The following is a 14,835-nucleotide window of genomic DNA, read 5'->3' as shown; positions in this document are numbered from 1 at the left end:
ATGCCGATGCACGAATGACCCGTAAAAGCTCCAAATTGCTTGCGCCCTACGTCTTGTATTTTATAGATGCTCATTATTGCGCCAAGATCTTTTCAAGAATATACTCAAAAAATGGCTCAAACAATGCATGGAGAGCTAAGTCATGAGCTCTGTTTTTCCTCACAATGATTATTGGATGCGCTCATTTTCAGAGGTAAAATGGGCATCGATGATGGATGCACTTGAACTTCGATGGACCTATGAGCCAAAACTATTTGAAACAAGACATGGAATGTACCTTCCTGACTTTTTTCTTTATGGTGCAAATGTTTATTTAGAGGTAAAAGGTCCTCTCCCCTCAATAAAAGAAATAGAAAAAGCTATAGACGTACAAAAACTGTCTGGTTATCCAGTGGTGTTTGCATGGGGAACTATGGCATCGGACTGTGACGGTGTTAATGGTGCAAAATTATCTTTTTTGATAGAAGACAAACTCAAACACATCGACAGCAATGAGTTCGCCCAACTAATTGAACACGGCCTTGGCCCCAAGTGCTTTTATAAGCATTTAAGTATCGGCTTACAGCAACAATACAACGGTATGAAACCAGTGAAGCATATTCTTCAAACCGTGATTTTTGCGTTGGTCAGTCGTGAAAAAATGGAACGAGACCGAGCTTCTCACCATACAACCTTGAATAAGACAAAGGTCAAACAGCACACCGTAAGAACCAAATCCGAAGCCGCAATTTTAACTTACCTAACGTCCAGACTGAGACCTAGCATAAGCCGCAAGCTGTCTACTTAGAAAGTATCACGAACCTAGCAAAACCATAAAAAACCATAAAAAACCTCGAAACTAAACAGCATCTGAATCTGTGACGCGTTGGAATTTTAATATTTTAGCAGATAGTACGCTTCACGCTTACTTCCCCGATTCCTACAGCAGAGGGCAACTAACGAGACGCATCATGAACACCCTTTATCTATAGCTCTCGCAACACCGCTGTTCTTCAGCGAGCCAAGAAAATGTGAAACCCTCTCGATTATCCTGATTGTTTCTTAACTGGCTACCGATCTTGTCGGCGCAATGGCGAGTAGAAAATCCCATTAGCCCTAAATATCTATTTCCTGCTGCATACATTACCCACCTTACGGTTTGCTACGCCTGAACACACATCAAGGCCGGTACCATGAGCGTTGCTCTCCTCAAAAACAGCCATCTGCGATGCCAGTACCTACTGCTCTCGCTGCTGATGCCACCCGCCACTGCATTGGCCGAGGCCTTGGTCTATACAGATAAGGCTCACCCAGTAACTGCCGCTACCGACGCACACATTGTGTTACTGGACCAGCAACAACACCTCGAAACCGAACTATCCCGCGCCCTCCCCTCAGATCCGCAACAAGCTGCGGCTATCATCCAGAACCGCTTGAACAGCCCCTCCGGCAAACGCCTGCAATCCGACATCGGTAAAGCCCAACAAGCTCTAACCGATGCCTGGAACATGGGCATTGAAAAAATCCCGGCCGTGGTCGTTGATCGACGTTATGTGGTCTATGGCGAACCGGATTTGGCCAAGGCCCTGGATCTGATCAACCGCGCCAGGAGCCAGCCGCAATGAATCGCCACCTGCTGCGCCCGGTCTCGCTGGCCCTTATCTGCAACCTGCCCTTCAGCGCATCCGCATCAATCAACTCGGCCAGCATTATTGCCTCCTCGCTCTCGCCACAGTGCCTTGAGTACAAGGTGGTCGGCATCTGCTACTGGCTGCTGTGCACGGCCTTCGGCTGCAAGGTGAGGACTTCGACCAAGGTTCGCCACTACATACCGGACGCGGTGGTGTCGGCGTATTCCAATACAGGAGCGAATCCGTGGGCCGAGCTGTCGGTACTCGGTACGCCTACCCCACTGTCTCAGGCAGGCAATGACGCGACCACCAACCATATCGGCGAAAACGCGGCGCTGAAGTTCAAGGAAGCAGATGTGATTGGCCACCCGGGCGGTGCCACATTCAGTCAGTTTGCCAGTGCTTCGGGGTATGCCTGTCAGGGCGCGACACTACCTCTGGTGCCCTACTTCGTCAGCACGCTTGATCCGATAGCCTGGCGATATGGCATCCCCGAAACCGTTTACCCCGAAGCATTGATACCCGGGCGGCGAGAGGTCGGCAGCATGGCCACTGCGGATTTGTGGGGCAATGTGTATCCGCGCAGTGGTTTTTTGCATCAGTTGGACGACTACAAAACTGGAGCAGTGATCGCTCAGCGGGCAGGTGATATCACCACGCGCTCCGGCCAGATCCACGTTTACTTACCCATGCTGGCCAAGGCCAAGGATGGGTATTGGCCTGCTGGCGAGCTGGTTGAGGGCGATGCCAAGACAGGTAAATGGCAAGAACTGACACCACGCACGAGCCAGTCCTGTGCTGTTTTTCCCAATAGTGACGTTCAGATCCAGGCAGAAGACGGTGGCTATACCTGGGCCCTGTGGCGGCCTTATTCGTGCTGCCAGCGGCGCGGTCAAACTTTTCTCGGCAGCACGGACTTCCAACAATGAGCAGATTAAAGCTGGTTATCAGAGGGCTTGGGTTGGCGTGGGCACTCGCAAGTTCGGCGGTTTTTGCAGCCGACCCTATAGGCGCCTCTTCCTCCGGCAGTGTGATCGGTGACGATGTGCTTTACAGCATCGGCGGAGGCAGCGCGGTAACGATGGGCAGCGCCGGGAATATGGACAGCATCGCAGTGGGCGGCGGTTGGAACAGCAATCTGATCTGCGGAAATATGAGCCTGAACAATACGCTGGAGAACCAGCTAAACGGCGTGACATCCGGGTTTCAAAACATCATGAGCACGGTGGTGCAAAACGCCACGGGCGCAGTCGCTTCGTTACCCGCATTGATTTTACAACGTGCCAATCCGGCACTTTATAACCTGATCACCAATGGCATCCTGCAAGCCCGGCTCGACTTTGATCGCTCCAAATCATCCTGTAAGGCCTTGGCCAACAAAATGGCGGATATCGCAGGTAATCAAACCGGCTGGGGCACGCTGGCTGAAGGCCAAAGCATGAGTAAAACGCTGGCCACTAATACCGATGCCGTTTCGGCCGTGGAACAGGTCGAGAAGAAAAGTGGAGATGACGGCGTGACCTGGATTGGTGGCGACCGTGCCGGTGGCTCTGGTCAAAAGCCTATAAATATCGTCGCCGATGTGACCAAGGCAGGTTACAACCTGCTTAACAGCCGCTCCTCCGAAGACAGCTCACCCATCAGCCCGGGCAATTGCCGCAATGGCTTTGTGTGCAATGTGTGGTCGTCACCGCAAGCCGCCACCAGCTTTGCCACTCGCGTGCTGGGCGAGCAACAGCAGCAGACTTGCACCCACTGCCCGAAAACGATCACGTCAGCAGGTGTTGGGCTGACGCCGCTGATTCAGGAAACCTACGACACCAAGCTCAAAGCCCTTCAGGACCTGATCACTGGCAGCAAGGCCATGTCGGCAGAAAACCTCAGCGCGGCCAGCAGCAATTCTTTGCCCATTACACGCGGAGTGATTGTGGCGCTACGCGATGAGCGCGACCAAGACGTGCTGGCTCGCCGGCTGGCCTCGGAAGTGGCCCTCTCGGATGTACTGGAAAAAGCCCTGCTGCTGCAACGCACACTGCTCGCTGGCAGCCGCGAGCCGAATGTCGCAGCCAACGATCTGGCTCTGCAGGCCGTAAGCCAACAGAAGTCATCTCTGCAGGAGGAAATTGACAACCTCAGGATCGAGTTCGATTTGCGCCAGCAACTCGCTAATAACTCGCCAATGACGATTATTGCCCGGGGCAAGGCCAGAACCGAGAACTCACGCGGGGTGTTCCAGGGCGACCCTGAAACAGATCGGCTGAATCAATTGCAAACGCCGACTCAAGGCCAGCGCTGAGGACATGGCGATGGCAGATCAACCCTTATCCAAAACCGCCCTTCTACGCCTGGTCTTTCGGATCGCAGGTATTGGGTTTCTGGTTCTGTGCGCCCTTAGCGCTTTGGTGATTGTGCTGGGGCCCCTGCTCTTTCGCGACCCCGAGGACTTTCTGCGCTGGCAAGCCTGGCGAGTTGAGAACTACGGCCATCTGCTGGTCTGGCGCCTGGTTCTTTACAGCGTACTGGTCGCTGCCTGGTTAAAGCTCAAGGCTCGCCACAGGCTCAACAGCTCATCGCCCGAGCACAAACAAGTACGGCGGATCGAAACCCTGATGATTCTCTTGCTGCTGATGATCGAGCTGATCAAGGCCACCAGGTAACGAGGAGATAACAAATGACGCTCTACACCAACGACTACCTGGAGTATTACCTGACCCTCGTCGGCTGGCTGATCAATAACGGCCTCTGGGGAATGATTGAAGACACTGGCCTGTTTGCAGTGCCTTTTGCCGTGATTGTGTTACGCGAGTGGCTGAAGGTCCGAGGTGAAGGTGCGGACGAAGGCAACAAGGGTGTCTTATCTCTCGCGCGTATCGAAACCAACGTTTATGTCGGCTATATCGTGGTTACGCTGTGCGGTGTGCCGGTGATACATGTCGGCTTCGATACCTTGGCCTTTGATCAGTCCCGTGCCAGTCAATGCCAATACCAATTGCCCGAACCACAAAACACTGGGTGGGCAGCGTCCTTTAGCACCCTGGCTGGAAAGAGCGCACAGATGCCAGTGTGGTGGGGGTTTATGCACGCTTTCTCCAAGGCGACGACCAGCGGCGCCGTGGCTGCCATCCCCTGCGGTACTGACCTTCGACAGATGCGCATGGACGTCAACAACGCCCGCATCAACAACCCATTGCTGGCTCAGGAGGTCGCAGACTTTACTCGCGACTGTTACGGCTCGTCGCGGGCGCGGTTGTTTATGCGTCAGCCAAATCTTGGATCAGTGGCAAGCCAAACTGAAACCTTGCGTGATTTGGGCTGGATTGGCTCAAAGTATTTCCTGAGTACGGCCGGTTACTACGATACGGATTACTCAAGATCCCCGCGAACCCCATGGCCATATGACTCAACGCGTGATGCAGGACTACCTCAGGTTACTGGAGGCGGAGGCTACCCCACTTGCAAGCAATGGTGGGCGGACGGGGTCATCGGACTCAAAGATCGAGTTCAAGCTCAAGTGGACCCGGATTTGATGACTCAATTTTTGGGCTGGGCGAAGTGGTTATCGACAGATGAGGTCAAAGAGGCGGTCATTCGCGAAGTAGTGTCCCCACGGCAACAAGTGGGCGGAAATGTTTACACAGATTACGGAGGGGATATAGGCGCTGCTTATCTCCAAAACGATGCCTTTGTTTGGGCTCCAACATCAAGAGCGCTCACACGCTCCGCAGGTTACATCGGCGTTGGGGTTGGATCCGCTGCCTACTTCCCGGCTATGGATATCGTTCGCCAAGCACTGCCAATGGTCATGGCCTTTTTAAAAATGGCCTTGGTGATCTGTATACCACTGATTCTCATCGTTGGAGCATTTCAGCTACAAACAGCCATGACCGTTACAGTGGTGTTTTTCGCCTTGATGTTCGTAGATTTCTGGTTCCAGTTGGCGCGCTGGCTGGACAGCACCATTATTAATACGCTGTATGGATCAGGTTCCCCATACAAAAACCTGGACCCGCTGCTAGGTACCCTTAATACAGCGCAAGATGTGGTTCTGAACTATGTCATGGGGGCTATGTTTATCATCATGCCGTTATTCTGGGTTACGGCGCTGGGATGGGCCGGTGTCAAAGCTGGCGATGTTCTTAGTGGATTGGCAGGCGGAACGAAAAAAGCGCAGGAGGCAGGAAGCAAAGGGGCCGACCACATAGTATCGGGTGCCAAAATTGCGGCTAAAGGGTCGCCTAAATGACATCTATAACTTTTCTTGGGACTTGCCTTCAGTCGTAAGATTTCTGTGAGCTTTGGCCAGCCTCTAATGGGTTTCCATATGCGTCAAAACCATATGGGCTGTCCGCTTCTTCATCTCCAAATAGTTTGGAGCTACCAGAAAACGTTGGAGAACTATTGGCCTGAGTAATAACACCCAAAACCACCAGTACCAGACCACTTACAATCAGAACAGCTGCAACAATCAAATTTATAAGCCATACACCGAAAAAATAGAAAAACAAACCGATGATCGAAAGAAAACCACAAAACTTTAGTTTTCTGGCGATCGGAGTATTCCGCCTTGGCGGCACCCAGGCATAAAGCCTTTTCAGGTGTTTTAAAGCGTCACGCCCTACCTCATTTGCATTGACTGACTTCATACTGAGTCCCTCCTTAGGCTGGAATGCAAGCTGCCAAGCTATAGATCAGATGCATGGGCTTTTGCAGGTTCCGGTAGCAAACCTGAATCGCTCTCTGCGTTCAACCGCAACAAACTCTCTATAAAATTGGCAGCGAATCTTCCTTCCGTAAACCAACCATGCAGCCACCAGGACCATAAAAGACAAATCCCACATTTATAGGGGAAATTTCCTATCTTCGTATTTTGATATTGATGCCACTTCAACCTTGAAAAGAGCTCAACGAGATTGACCGCCAGGCAGGGGGTAACCATGTCGAATCGCAAAGCAGTACCCACTGCGCAGCAAGCACAGAGTGAACCAGATGAAAGCGCAAAAGTGACCGCCCTGCACCACGCAATAACGACCGGGCTAAAGAACCTTGAGCACGGTCGTTTCACCGAAGTTCAAGACGCAAACCTTGAGCGTTATATCTCTGAACTGGGCATGCACATATCCGAAACCTGAAATGGCCAGCCCAAAGGGAAAGGGTCTCTTCAAGCGAATGGAAGGGATCCCAAGGGTAAAAGCCCTACCCGAAAGGGCTTGATACGGCAAAGGGCGCCCTGCTTCGCTCGATTGAGCCGTATAAATACTCTCATCAGAACCGGATCTAACCGACTTCAAGCGAAGAACACTCCGATTTTTATTCGCATTCATACTCTTCAGTATCTGTTGCCATCGGGACTTCATGGCAGATTGCCCCTAAAAACATGATGCGCTGCTAATGATGCTTTTCCATTGAGCATCAGGCGCCACATAGAGGAAAAGGCCGCCCCATGATTACTACTGGAGCTAGCCATGTTTTCTTTATTCCGCCGCAACAAAGTCGCTCCCTTTCTGGCATCTGCGCCAAGTGGCTTTACGCAACCTGCCTGCGCCCAGACACTGCTCGCATTACCAAGACGGCAAAAGCTGCTGGAAAATATCTGGCAGCGTGCCTCGCTATCTCACCTGCAATTTGCTGATCTCTACCAGGGTCCGCTCAATCGCTACGCTGAGCTGGTCCAGCAGCTTCCTGCCTCGCAGAACCACCACCATGCCCACCCCGGCGGAATGCTTGATCACGGGCTGGAGATCGTTGCCTACGCCCTGAAAATCCGGCAAACCTACCTACTACCCATTGGCGCGCCACCTGAATCTCAATCGGCACAGGCAGAAGCCTGGACGGCTGCCGCGGCTTATGGCGCCCTGATACACGATGTCGGCAAAATTGCCGTTGATCTGCATGTCGAGCTTGAAGACGGAAAAAACTGGCACCCGTGGCACGGCCCTATCAGATCGCCCTACCGGTTTCGCTATACAAAGGGGCGCAACTACCAGCTGCATGGTGCAGCCGCAGCATTGATCTACACACAGATCCTTACCCCGGACATTCTGGACTGGCTCAGCGGCTTCCCGGAATTATGGTCGCAACTGATCTTTGTGCTGTCCGGCCACTATGAGCACGCCGAGATTCTTGGTGAAATTGTGGTCAAGGCTGACCAGGCATCGGTCGCCCAGGAATTGGGAGGAAATCCGGCACGCGCACTGGCAGCACCCAAGCAATCGCTACAACGACAATTGGCCGACGGCTTACGTTACTTGGTGCGCGAGACCTACAAACTGAATCAACCCAACGGCCCTTCTGATGGTTGGCTGACACAGGATGCGCTGTGGCTAGTGAGCAAGCCTGTTGCTGATCAGTTGCGAGCCTATCTGCTGACCCAGGGAATTGAGGGTGTCCCTAGTTCAAATGCGCCGTTCTTCAACATGCTCCAGGACCAGGGCGTCGTCCAGACCAATGATCAGGACAAGGCGATCTGGAAAGCGACGATCGACAATGCATGCGGTTGGCGCAACACCTTTACCTTGCTGAAGGTGGCGCCGGCACTGATCTGGGGCGACCCGAATGAGCGCCCTTCGGTTTTTAGCGGCACGGTGCAAGTCCAGACCGCAAGCACCATAGAACAGGTCTCTGAAGATCAGATGAGTGCAGATCCAGTCTCAGCTTCGGCTATTACTGTCGTGCCGGCGCCCAACTGCCCCCCTACACCCGATGAAACGGCCGCACTATTGGCTTTGTTAACCGACAGTGAAAGCGAACTACCGCCTGGCACTGAAGCCTGTACAGACGCCAGTATCCAGCCCATTGCAAAGACCGGGCTAGGCCAAGATTTCATGGATTGGCTAATGGACGGCCTCGCCTCACGGCGAATCATCATCAATGACGCCAAGGCACTGGTACATACCGTATCAGGCACAGTGATGCTGGTTACGCCGGGCATCTTCAAGCGCTATGTGCAGGAGCTCCCCACCTTGGAAGCACAAGCAAAGGCTCAAAATCTGAATGCCTGGCAGATGGTGCAACGCGGCTTCGAGAAGCTGAAACTGCATCGAAAAACGGGCAAAAGCCTCAACATATGGACCTGCCAAGTGATCGGCCCCCGCAGCACCAAAAAACTTCGCGGCTACCTGCTCAATGACGGCCTGACAGTCTTTAGTGAAATGCCCTTCGACAATCCAAGCCTGAATCTTGTTACCGAGACTGCTGAGGATTGCGCATGAATACGCCAATGGATCTGACCCACGACTATATTTCGACTCACGACCTCAGAGACGCTTCTGCAACGATCTATTTCGGCTCCACGCGGGCGCTGCTCAGGCATTTTGGTCAGACGGTCTCGGTTGAGGCCATTACCCACCGTGCCGTGCTTGCATGGCGCAAAAAGGTGTTGGCAAACGGTCTATCGAAGCAAAGCTGGAATACCTACTCAAACCATATGCGCACCGTTTGGGGCTATGCCATTGAACAGGGCACTCTGACTTGCACCACAATCAATCCGTTCAAGAAAACAGCGGTCATCCCGCCAAGACGCTCCAGCAAAACCATCGACCGTGAAGCGATAAGAACTGGCCGTGAATGGCTCAAGTCGCTGGTGATCGAAGAAGAAAGTACTCACCAACGCAGCCAGATAACCCCAGCCTGGTTTTGGCTGGCCGTATACGAGATGTTTTATTACTCAGGCATACGCCTCAACGGACTGCTCAACCTGCGCTATCGCGATATTAACTGGGAAAATGGCAGGATTTATGTGCGCGCCGAGACTGAAAAAACCCATCGCGAATACGCCATCCCAATCGCCCCGGGCTTGGAACCACACCTGCAAAGACTAAAGGATGCAGCCGATAACATTGGCTTTCTGCCTGATGATCAGTTGTTCAACGTGAATCGTTTTTCCATCCACTACCGCTCCAAAACCATGAACACTGATCAGGTAGAGGGCATGTATCGCAAGCTGATGGAGAAATTCAAGACGCGCATGACCCCACACCGTTTCAGGCACACCTTGGCAACGGATTTAATGCGCCAACCTGAACGCAATATCCACCTGACCAAAAGCCTGCTGAACCACTCCAACATTGCTACAACGATGGGTTATATCGAGGCCGATTACGACGTGATACGCGCCGCGCTGCATCAGCGCAGCCTGGCTCAGGGGGCGATCACATTTGAACGGTATGTGGATGAGCAGATGCCGCCTCCAGTGTGCACGGAACCACCTGAGCAACCTTCAACGCCAGTCTTAATAGAATTCACGCCTGCGCCCGCCTCCCTCGCGCCGATCGAGGGCATCAGCATAGAGACGCCACCGCCACCGCCAAAACCTGTGTCATCGCCGCACTCGAAGCTTCTGACACAGGTGGCGAGTCTGCCGTCGGAACGCTACTCGCTGGATCAGGCCATTCTCCCGGTGGGCACGGGACTTATTCACGAACTGGCCTGGGATGGACCCGGGACCTGGTGGAAGGACTTGAGTTTGCCACCACCGCCATCGGTGGATGAGCGATCAGACGCTTCGACGCTGTTTGCATTGATGAGCATTCGAGAGGGAATGAAATGCTACGACTGGGGTTAAGGTTAGCCAGCTTGGCGAAATGACACCCGCGCACAACATGCCAGTGGCACGACGCAGCTTAAGCAACGTCATGAACACGAACCCTCCTCCTACACTCACACCAACTTCCTACAGCTAACGAAAAAAACATCTGTCGGACACTTCGTATTTTTGATGAAGACTGCTGAAAAACAGCTACACCACATTGACATCAAAAAAAGCCAACACTAATGTTTGGCAGGAGACGGCTGCGTCTGCGAAGGTTTTTTATGTAATTACGACTGTCAGCTCTCACACCCACCAAATCCCAGGCACAAAAAAGCCGGTTAATCCTGAGGACTAGACCGGCTGTTTTGGTGTAGCGATATGGTGGGTCGTGTGGGATTCGAACCTACGACCAATTGGTTAAAAGCCAACTGCTCTACCAACTGAGCTAACGACCCGCTTCGTTGTGGGGCGTATAATACTGATTTCTAACGAGAATTCAATACCCGCTCAGAAATAAATCCGAAATAATTCAAAAATAACGGGTTGGGTCGCTAATTCCGGCAGCTGCAAAGCCTTCTGCACGCAAACGGCAACTGTCGCATTTGCCACAGGCACGCCCTTGATTGTCAGCCTGGTAGCAGGAAACTGTCAGCGAATAGTCCACGCCCAGCTTTATACCTGCCTGTACGATTTGTGCCTTGCTCAGGTTTTGCAGAGGCGCCTTGATACTGAAGCCCTGCCCCTCTACTCCGGCCTTGGTCGCCAGGTTGGCCATGACCTCAAAGGCCTCGATAAACTCTGGACGGCAGTCCGGGTAACCCGAGTAGTCCACCGCATTGACACCGATAAAAATATCTCGCGCCTGCAGCACTTCTGCCCAACCCAGCGCCAAGGACAGGAACACGGTATTGCGTGCCGGAACATAAGTAACCGGAATGCCTTCACTCGGGGCCTCGGGCACGTCTATGGAGCTGTCGGTCAATGCCGAGCCACCCATGCCGTCCAGGTTCAGGCCGATAACTTTATGCTCAACAGCCCCCAGATCCCGTGCAACACGTGCAGCAGCGTCCAGTTCAGCACGATGGCGCTGACCGTAGTCAAAGCTCATGGTGTAGCAGCTGTAGCCCTCGGCACGAGCCATGGCCACGACGGTTGCCGAGTCGAGGCCGCCAGACAGCAGGATCACGGCCCGTTTTTCAGTGACAACAGTTTGTTCAGTCATTTCAGCGCCCCGGCTCGTCATTCCACAGATATTTGTGCAGCTGCATTTGCAAACGTACTGGCAGGTTATCCGCCACGATCCAGTCGGCCAGGTCACGGGCTGACAGGTCATGGTGGCTCGGCGAAAACAGTACTTCGCCTGCACGTCGCTCCAGCCCGTATTCAATCAACTTGGACACTGCCCAGTCATAGTCTTCCCGCGAGCAGATCACAAACTTGACCTGGTCGTTGGGCGTCAACAGGGCGATGTTTTCGTAGAGGTTGCGGTGGGACTCCTTGGAGCCCGGCGTTTTCAAATCCAGCACGCGACTGACGCGCGGATCTACCGCCGAGATATCCAGCGCACCACTGGTCTCGATCGAGACTTCATAGCCCGCATCGCAGAGCTGCTTAAGTAGAGGAATGGCATTGGGCTGGGCCAGCGGCTCGCCGCCTGTCACGCACACATAACGCGGGCGAAAGCCGGCAACCTGCTCAAGGATGTCGTCCAGAGGGCGCACAGTCCCGCCACTGAAGGCATAAGCGCTGTCACAGTAACCGCAGCGCAAAGGGCAGCCAGTCAGGCGCACAAAAACGGTGGGCAGGCCAGCCGTCCGCGTTTCACCCTGCAACGAGTAAAAAACTTCGGTAATTCTCAATGTGTCTTGCATATTCGCCACGGGCGTAACAGCTAAACAGGCTGTCCGCCTCCGTCAGGCACTCCAAAAAATCTGCTCGCGCAGGATCCAGAAGAGCGTATTTCATAAAAGGGCGTGGATTCTAACGAAAAAACCCGCGACAGGCGCGGGTTTCTCGATTAAAGCCGGTTATTGCTTACATACGCTGCAAGTCGCGTTGCGCCAACTGTGCAGCGGAAGTGCCTGGATACTGGGCTACAACCTGCTGCAGAATGCCTTTTACCTTGTCGGTATGGCCCAGGCGGCGCTCTACATCAGCAAGCTTGTAGAGCGAGTCCGGCACTTTGGCATGCTTGGGGTACAACTGGCTGACCTTGGCAAAGGCCTGGCCTGCCGCTTGCAAATCACCTTTGGCCAGGTTTACTTCTCCCAACCAGTACTGGGCGTTACCCGCGTACTGACTGTTGGGGTATTTGCGCAAAAAGGCAGTAAATGCCTGGCTGGCCTTGTCGAAGTCCTTGGCTTTGATCAGGTCGAAAGCAGCATCGTAATAGAGCTTCTCTTTCGCCGGATCGCCAGGCTCGGCACTGGCAGCGGCCTGGGAAGCAGGCGCTGCTGTATTACCGGCGGCATTAGCGCCACCAGCAGAAGAATTATCAGGGGCGGCAGCAGGAGCAATGCCAGCACCAATACGCCGATCAAGTTCCTGGTATCGCTCCAGGCTTTCTTGTTTCATGCGCGAAATGTCGTTCTGCAGAACTTCAATCACACCCTGTTGGCGTGCAATCTGTTCCTGCATTTGTTGCAGCTGGTTGAACAGCTCGCCCTGTGCCGAGACAGGGGTCGAAACCCCTCCCCCGGCATAGGCGCCGCTCGCACCATAACCCGGTGACGGATAACTCCCCCCGCTATTGTTATAGCCAGAGTTGTCATCGACCACAGGAACCGCAGCCCATGCCGATAGCGGCAGGAGGCTGAGAGTCAGAATAGTTACAGCACGGCGGCACGTTCGCATGACGAATTACTTACGCAGTTCGACGCGACGGTTTTGAGCCCACGACTGTTCGTCGTTGCCAGTAGCGATTGGACGCTCTTTACCGTAGGACACCAGCTCCAGCTGTGCTGGAGAAACGCCTTGCAGTACCAGGTAGCGTTGAACGGCTTTCGCACGACGCTCGCCCAGTGCCATGTTGTACTCACGAGTACCACGGGCGTCAGTGTTACCTTCCAGAACAACGCGAGCGCCGTTAGCTTTCAGGTCTTTGGCGTGAACGTCCAGAGCGCGCATTGCTTCTGGTTTCAGGTCCGAAGAATCGTATTCGAAGTAGAAAACAGTGATAGCGCGCAGAGCAGCTTCTTCGCTCAGGGAACCATCAACAGCGCCAGTGTTTGCGCCGTAACCAGCGTTTGGATCAACAGCAGCGCCTTCACCGGCATTGTCGCCGCCTTTGGACGAGCAACCTACAGCTACAGCCATGGCCAGTGCCAGCGCAGCAAATTTACCAAACTTCAGCATTTCCATCGTAAAACTCCTAATGAACCCCAAGTGTTATGTGCAACGTAAAGCTATCACCACGTCAGTTCAGGTAAGGGGACCAGGAAGGTTCTCTGACTTCGCCTTGAGCGGTAGGAAGAGGGAGCCTTACGCGTCCATTAATGGACACGAGCATCAAGACTCCCCGGCCCTGCTGGCGGGTGGCGTAGATTACCATGGTGCCGTTGGGCGCAACAGTAGCAGACTCATCAAGGTTGGTATCTGTGAGGATTTTCACGCTTCCACGCTGCAAATCTTGCGCCGCAACACGGAAATTGGTGAAGCCGTCCTGACGATGGATCATTACCAGGGTCTTTTCGTCAGCCGAAAGCTTAGGACTGGCGTTGTAGTTGCCGATAAAGGTCACGCGCTCTGCGTTACCGCTGCCAACGTTGGTCTTGTAGATCTGTGGTTTGCCGCCACGGTCGGAGGTGAAATAGATGGTAGAACCATCTTTACCCCAGAAAGGTTCTGTATCAATTGCAGGGTTGTTGGTAACACGAGTCAACCCGCGGGAAGCCAGATCCATCACATAGATCTCGGCATTACCGTCCTTGGACAATACGAACGCCAGTTTCGAGCCGTCCGGCGACCATGCTGGCGCACCGTTCAGACCTTCGAAATTGGTGATCTGCTCACGGCGGCCGGTATCAATGTTCTGCACGAAGATGCGAGGACGTTTCTGCTCGAACGACACATAAGCGATGCGTTTGCCATCGGGCGCAAAACGCGGCGACAGGATCGGCTCACGGGATTGCAGCAGGGTCACGGCACGGGCACCGTCGTAGTCCGAACGTTGCAGGGTGTAACGGGTGTTGGTGGCACTGGCACGCTCGGCCGTCACGTAAAGAAGACGGGTGGAGAATGCACCTTTGATACCGGTCAGTTTTTCAAACGACTGATCGGAGATGTAATGCGCCATGTCCCGCAGCTGTTCAGCCGTGCCCGACACACTGCCAGTCAGTACTGGCTGCTCGGTTGCAACGTTGAACAAGGCGTATTGCACCTGCAGGCGACCGCCTGCCGGCACGATATTGCCAACCATTACGTACTGGGCACCCAGGGCTTTCCAGTCGCGGAAAATGACTTCGCTGGCCTGGGTAGGCAAGCCGATCATGTTCTGCTTTGGAATCGGCGCGTAGTAACCCGAGTTGCGCAGGTCATTGCCGATAATTTCAGCCATGTCGTCCGGCAGCACTGTACCGCCCTGCCAACCAAAAGGGACTACGGCAATTGGCGTTGCCCGATCGCTGCCACTGGTGACCAGGATGTTCTTTTCATCTGCTACAGCCATCCCTGCCAGGCAGCAGACGACGACCAGCAGTC

Annotated in this window: 15 protein-coding genes and 1 tRNA gene; 9 read left to right on the top strand and 7 right to left on the bottom strand. The window is 53.8% G+C overall.

The features are described 5' to 3' along the window. Positions 1-142: 142 nt before the first annotated feature. The 6 genes from EQV96_RS09310 (at position 143) to EQV96_RS09285 (ending at position 5,853) form a co-directional block, all read left to right on the top strand. The gene (locus EQV96_RS09310) at positions 143-787 is read left to right on the top strand and encodes a hypothetical protein (RefSeq protein ID WP_240881786.1); all 645 of its coding nucleotides are present in this window, start codon (positions 143-145) and stop codon (positions 785-787) included. A 448-nt stretch (positions 788-1,235) separates the two neighbouring features. After that, positions 1,236-1,604, top strand: a complete 369-nt coding sequence (locus tag EQV96_RS09305) for a TIGR03757 family integrating conjugative element protein (RefSeq protein WP_240881968.1) — start codon at positions 1,236-1,238, stop codon at positions 1,602-1,604. Then, entirely contained in the window at positions 1,601-2,539 is a 939-nt protein-coding gene (locus EQV96_RS09300; RefSeq protein WP_240881785.1) for a TIGR03756 family integrating conjugative element protein, read from the top strand. Before EQV96_RS09305 ends, EQV96_RS09300 begins: the two co-directional genes overlap by 4 nt. Beyond that, positions 2,485-3,906, top strand: coding sequence for an integrating conjugative element protein (locus EQV96_RS09295; protein WP_240881784.1), 1,422 nt, complete (start codon positions 2,485-2,487; stop codon positions 3,904-3,906). The genes EQV96_RS09300 and EQV96_RS09295 overlap by 55 nt, the downstream gene beginning before the upstream one ends. 10 nt (positions 3,907-3,916) lie before the next feature. Beyond that, the gene (locus EQV96_RS09290) at positions 3,917-4,267 is read left to right on the top strand and encodes a hypothetical protein (protein ID WP_240881783.1); all 351 of its coding nucleotides are present in this window, start codon (positions 3,917-3,919) and stop codon (positions 4,265-4,267) included. Between the two features lie 14 nt (positions 4,268-4,281). Continuing rightward, positions 4,282-5,853 (top strand): conjugal transfer protein TraG N-terminal domain-containing protein, encoded by a 1,572-nt coding sequence (locus EQV96_RS09285; RefSeq protein WP_240881782.1) that lies wholly within the window; start codon positions 4,282-4,284, stop codon positions 5,851-5,853. Positions 5,854-5,881: 28 nt separating this feature from the next. On the opposite strand, the gene EQV96_RS09280 is transcribed toward EQV96_RS09285, so the two are convergent. After that, the gene (locus tag EQV96_RS09280) at positions 5,882-6,253 is read right to left on the bottom strand and encodes a hypothetical protein (protein ID WP_240881781.1); all 372 of its coding nucleotides are present in this window, start codon (positions 6,251-6,253) and stop codon (positions 5,882-5,884) included. Positions 6,254-6,544: 291 nt separating this feature from the next. On the opposite strand from EQV96_RS09280, the gene EQV96_RS09275 reads away from it, so the two are divergent. The 3 genes from EQV96_RS09275 to EQV96_RS09265 all read left to right on the top strand — a co-directional run bounded on the left by EQV96_RS09275 (position 6,545) and on the right by EQV96_RS09265 (position 10,170). Then, a complete protein-coding gene (locus tag EQV96_RS09275; protein WP_240881779.1) occupies positions 6,545-6,739 on the top strand; it encodes a hypothetical protein in 195 nt (64 codons plus the stop codon). A 333-nt stretch (positions 6,740-7,072) separates the two neighbouring features. Next, a complete protein-coding gene (gene mobH, locus EQV96_RS09270) occupies positions 7,073-8,818 on the top strand; it encodes a MobH family relaxase (protein WP_240881777.1) in 1,746 nt (581 codons plus the stop codon). Continuing rightward, positions 8,815-10,170 (top strand): site-specific integrase, encoded by a 1,356-nt coding sequence (locus EQV96_RS09265; protein ID WP_240881773.1) that lies wholly within the window; start codon positions 8,815-8,817, stop codon positions 10,168-10,170. Before mobH ends, EQV96_RS09265 begins: the two co-directional genes overlap by 4 nt. A gap of 346 nt (positions 10,171-10,516) precedes the next feature. On the opposite strand, the gene EQV96_RS09260 is transcribed toward EQV96_RS09265, so the two are convergent. The 6 genes from EQV96_RS09260 to tolB form a co-directional block, all read right to left on the bottom strand. Continuing rightward, a tRNA-Lys gene (locus EQV96_RS09260) sits at positions 10,517-10,592 on the bottom strand. Between the two features lie 74 nt (positions 10,593-10,666). Next, complete coding sequence (gene queC, locus EQV96_RS09255) at positions 10,667-11,359, bottom strand: 7-cyano-7-deazaguanine synthase QueC (protein ID WP_095001772.1); 693 nt, start codon at positions 11,357-11,359, stop codon at positions 10,667-10,669. A gap of 1 nt (position 11,360) precedes the next feature. Further along, positions 11,361-12,008 carry a 7-carboxy-7-deazaguanine synthase QueE gene (gene queE, locus EQV96_RS09250; protein WP_095001773.1) on the bottom strand — a complete coding sequence of 216 codons (648 nt, stop codon included), beginning with the start codon at positions 12,006-12,008 and terminating at the stop codon, positions 11,361-11,363. 163 nt (positions 12,009-12,171) lie between these two features. Beyond that, a complete protein-coding gene (gene ybgF / locus EQV96_RS09245; protein ID WP_095001774.1) occupies positions 12,172-12,990 on the bottom strand; it encodes a tol-pal system protein YbgF in 819 nt (272 codons plus the stop codon). Between the two features lie 6 nt (positions 12,991-12,996). Continuing rightward, positions 12,997-13,497: a peptidoglycan-associated lipoprotein Pal gene (gene pal / locus EQV96_RS09240; RefSeq protein WP_003441254.1), complete on the bottom strand. Its 501-nt coding sequence runs from the start codon at positions 13,495-13,497 to the stop codon at positions 12,997-12,999. 55 nt (positions 13,498-13,552) lie between these two features. Next, complete coding sequence (gene tolB / locus EQV96_RS09235; RefSeq protein ID WP_016782234.1) at positions 13,553-14,803, bottom strand: Tol-Pal system beta propeller repeat protein TolB; 1,251 nt, start codon at positions 14,801-14,803, stop codon at positions 13,553-13,555. Between the last annotated feature and the right edge of the window lie 32 nt (positions 14,804-14,835).

The sequence above is a fragment of the Pseudomonas sp. TMW22080 genome, assembly GCF_022496745.1.
Classification (GTDB): domain Bacteria; phylum Pseudomonadota; class Gammaproteobacteria; order Pseudomonadales; family Pseudomonadaceae; genus Aquipseudomonas; species Aquipseudomonas bubulae.
This window is presented reverse-complemented; position numbering and strand designations above follow the sequence as displayed.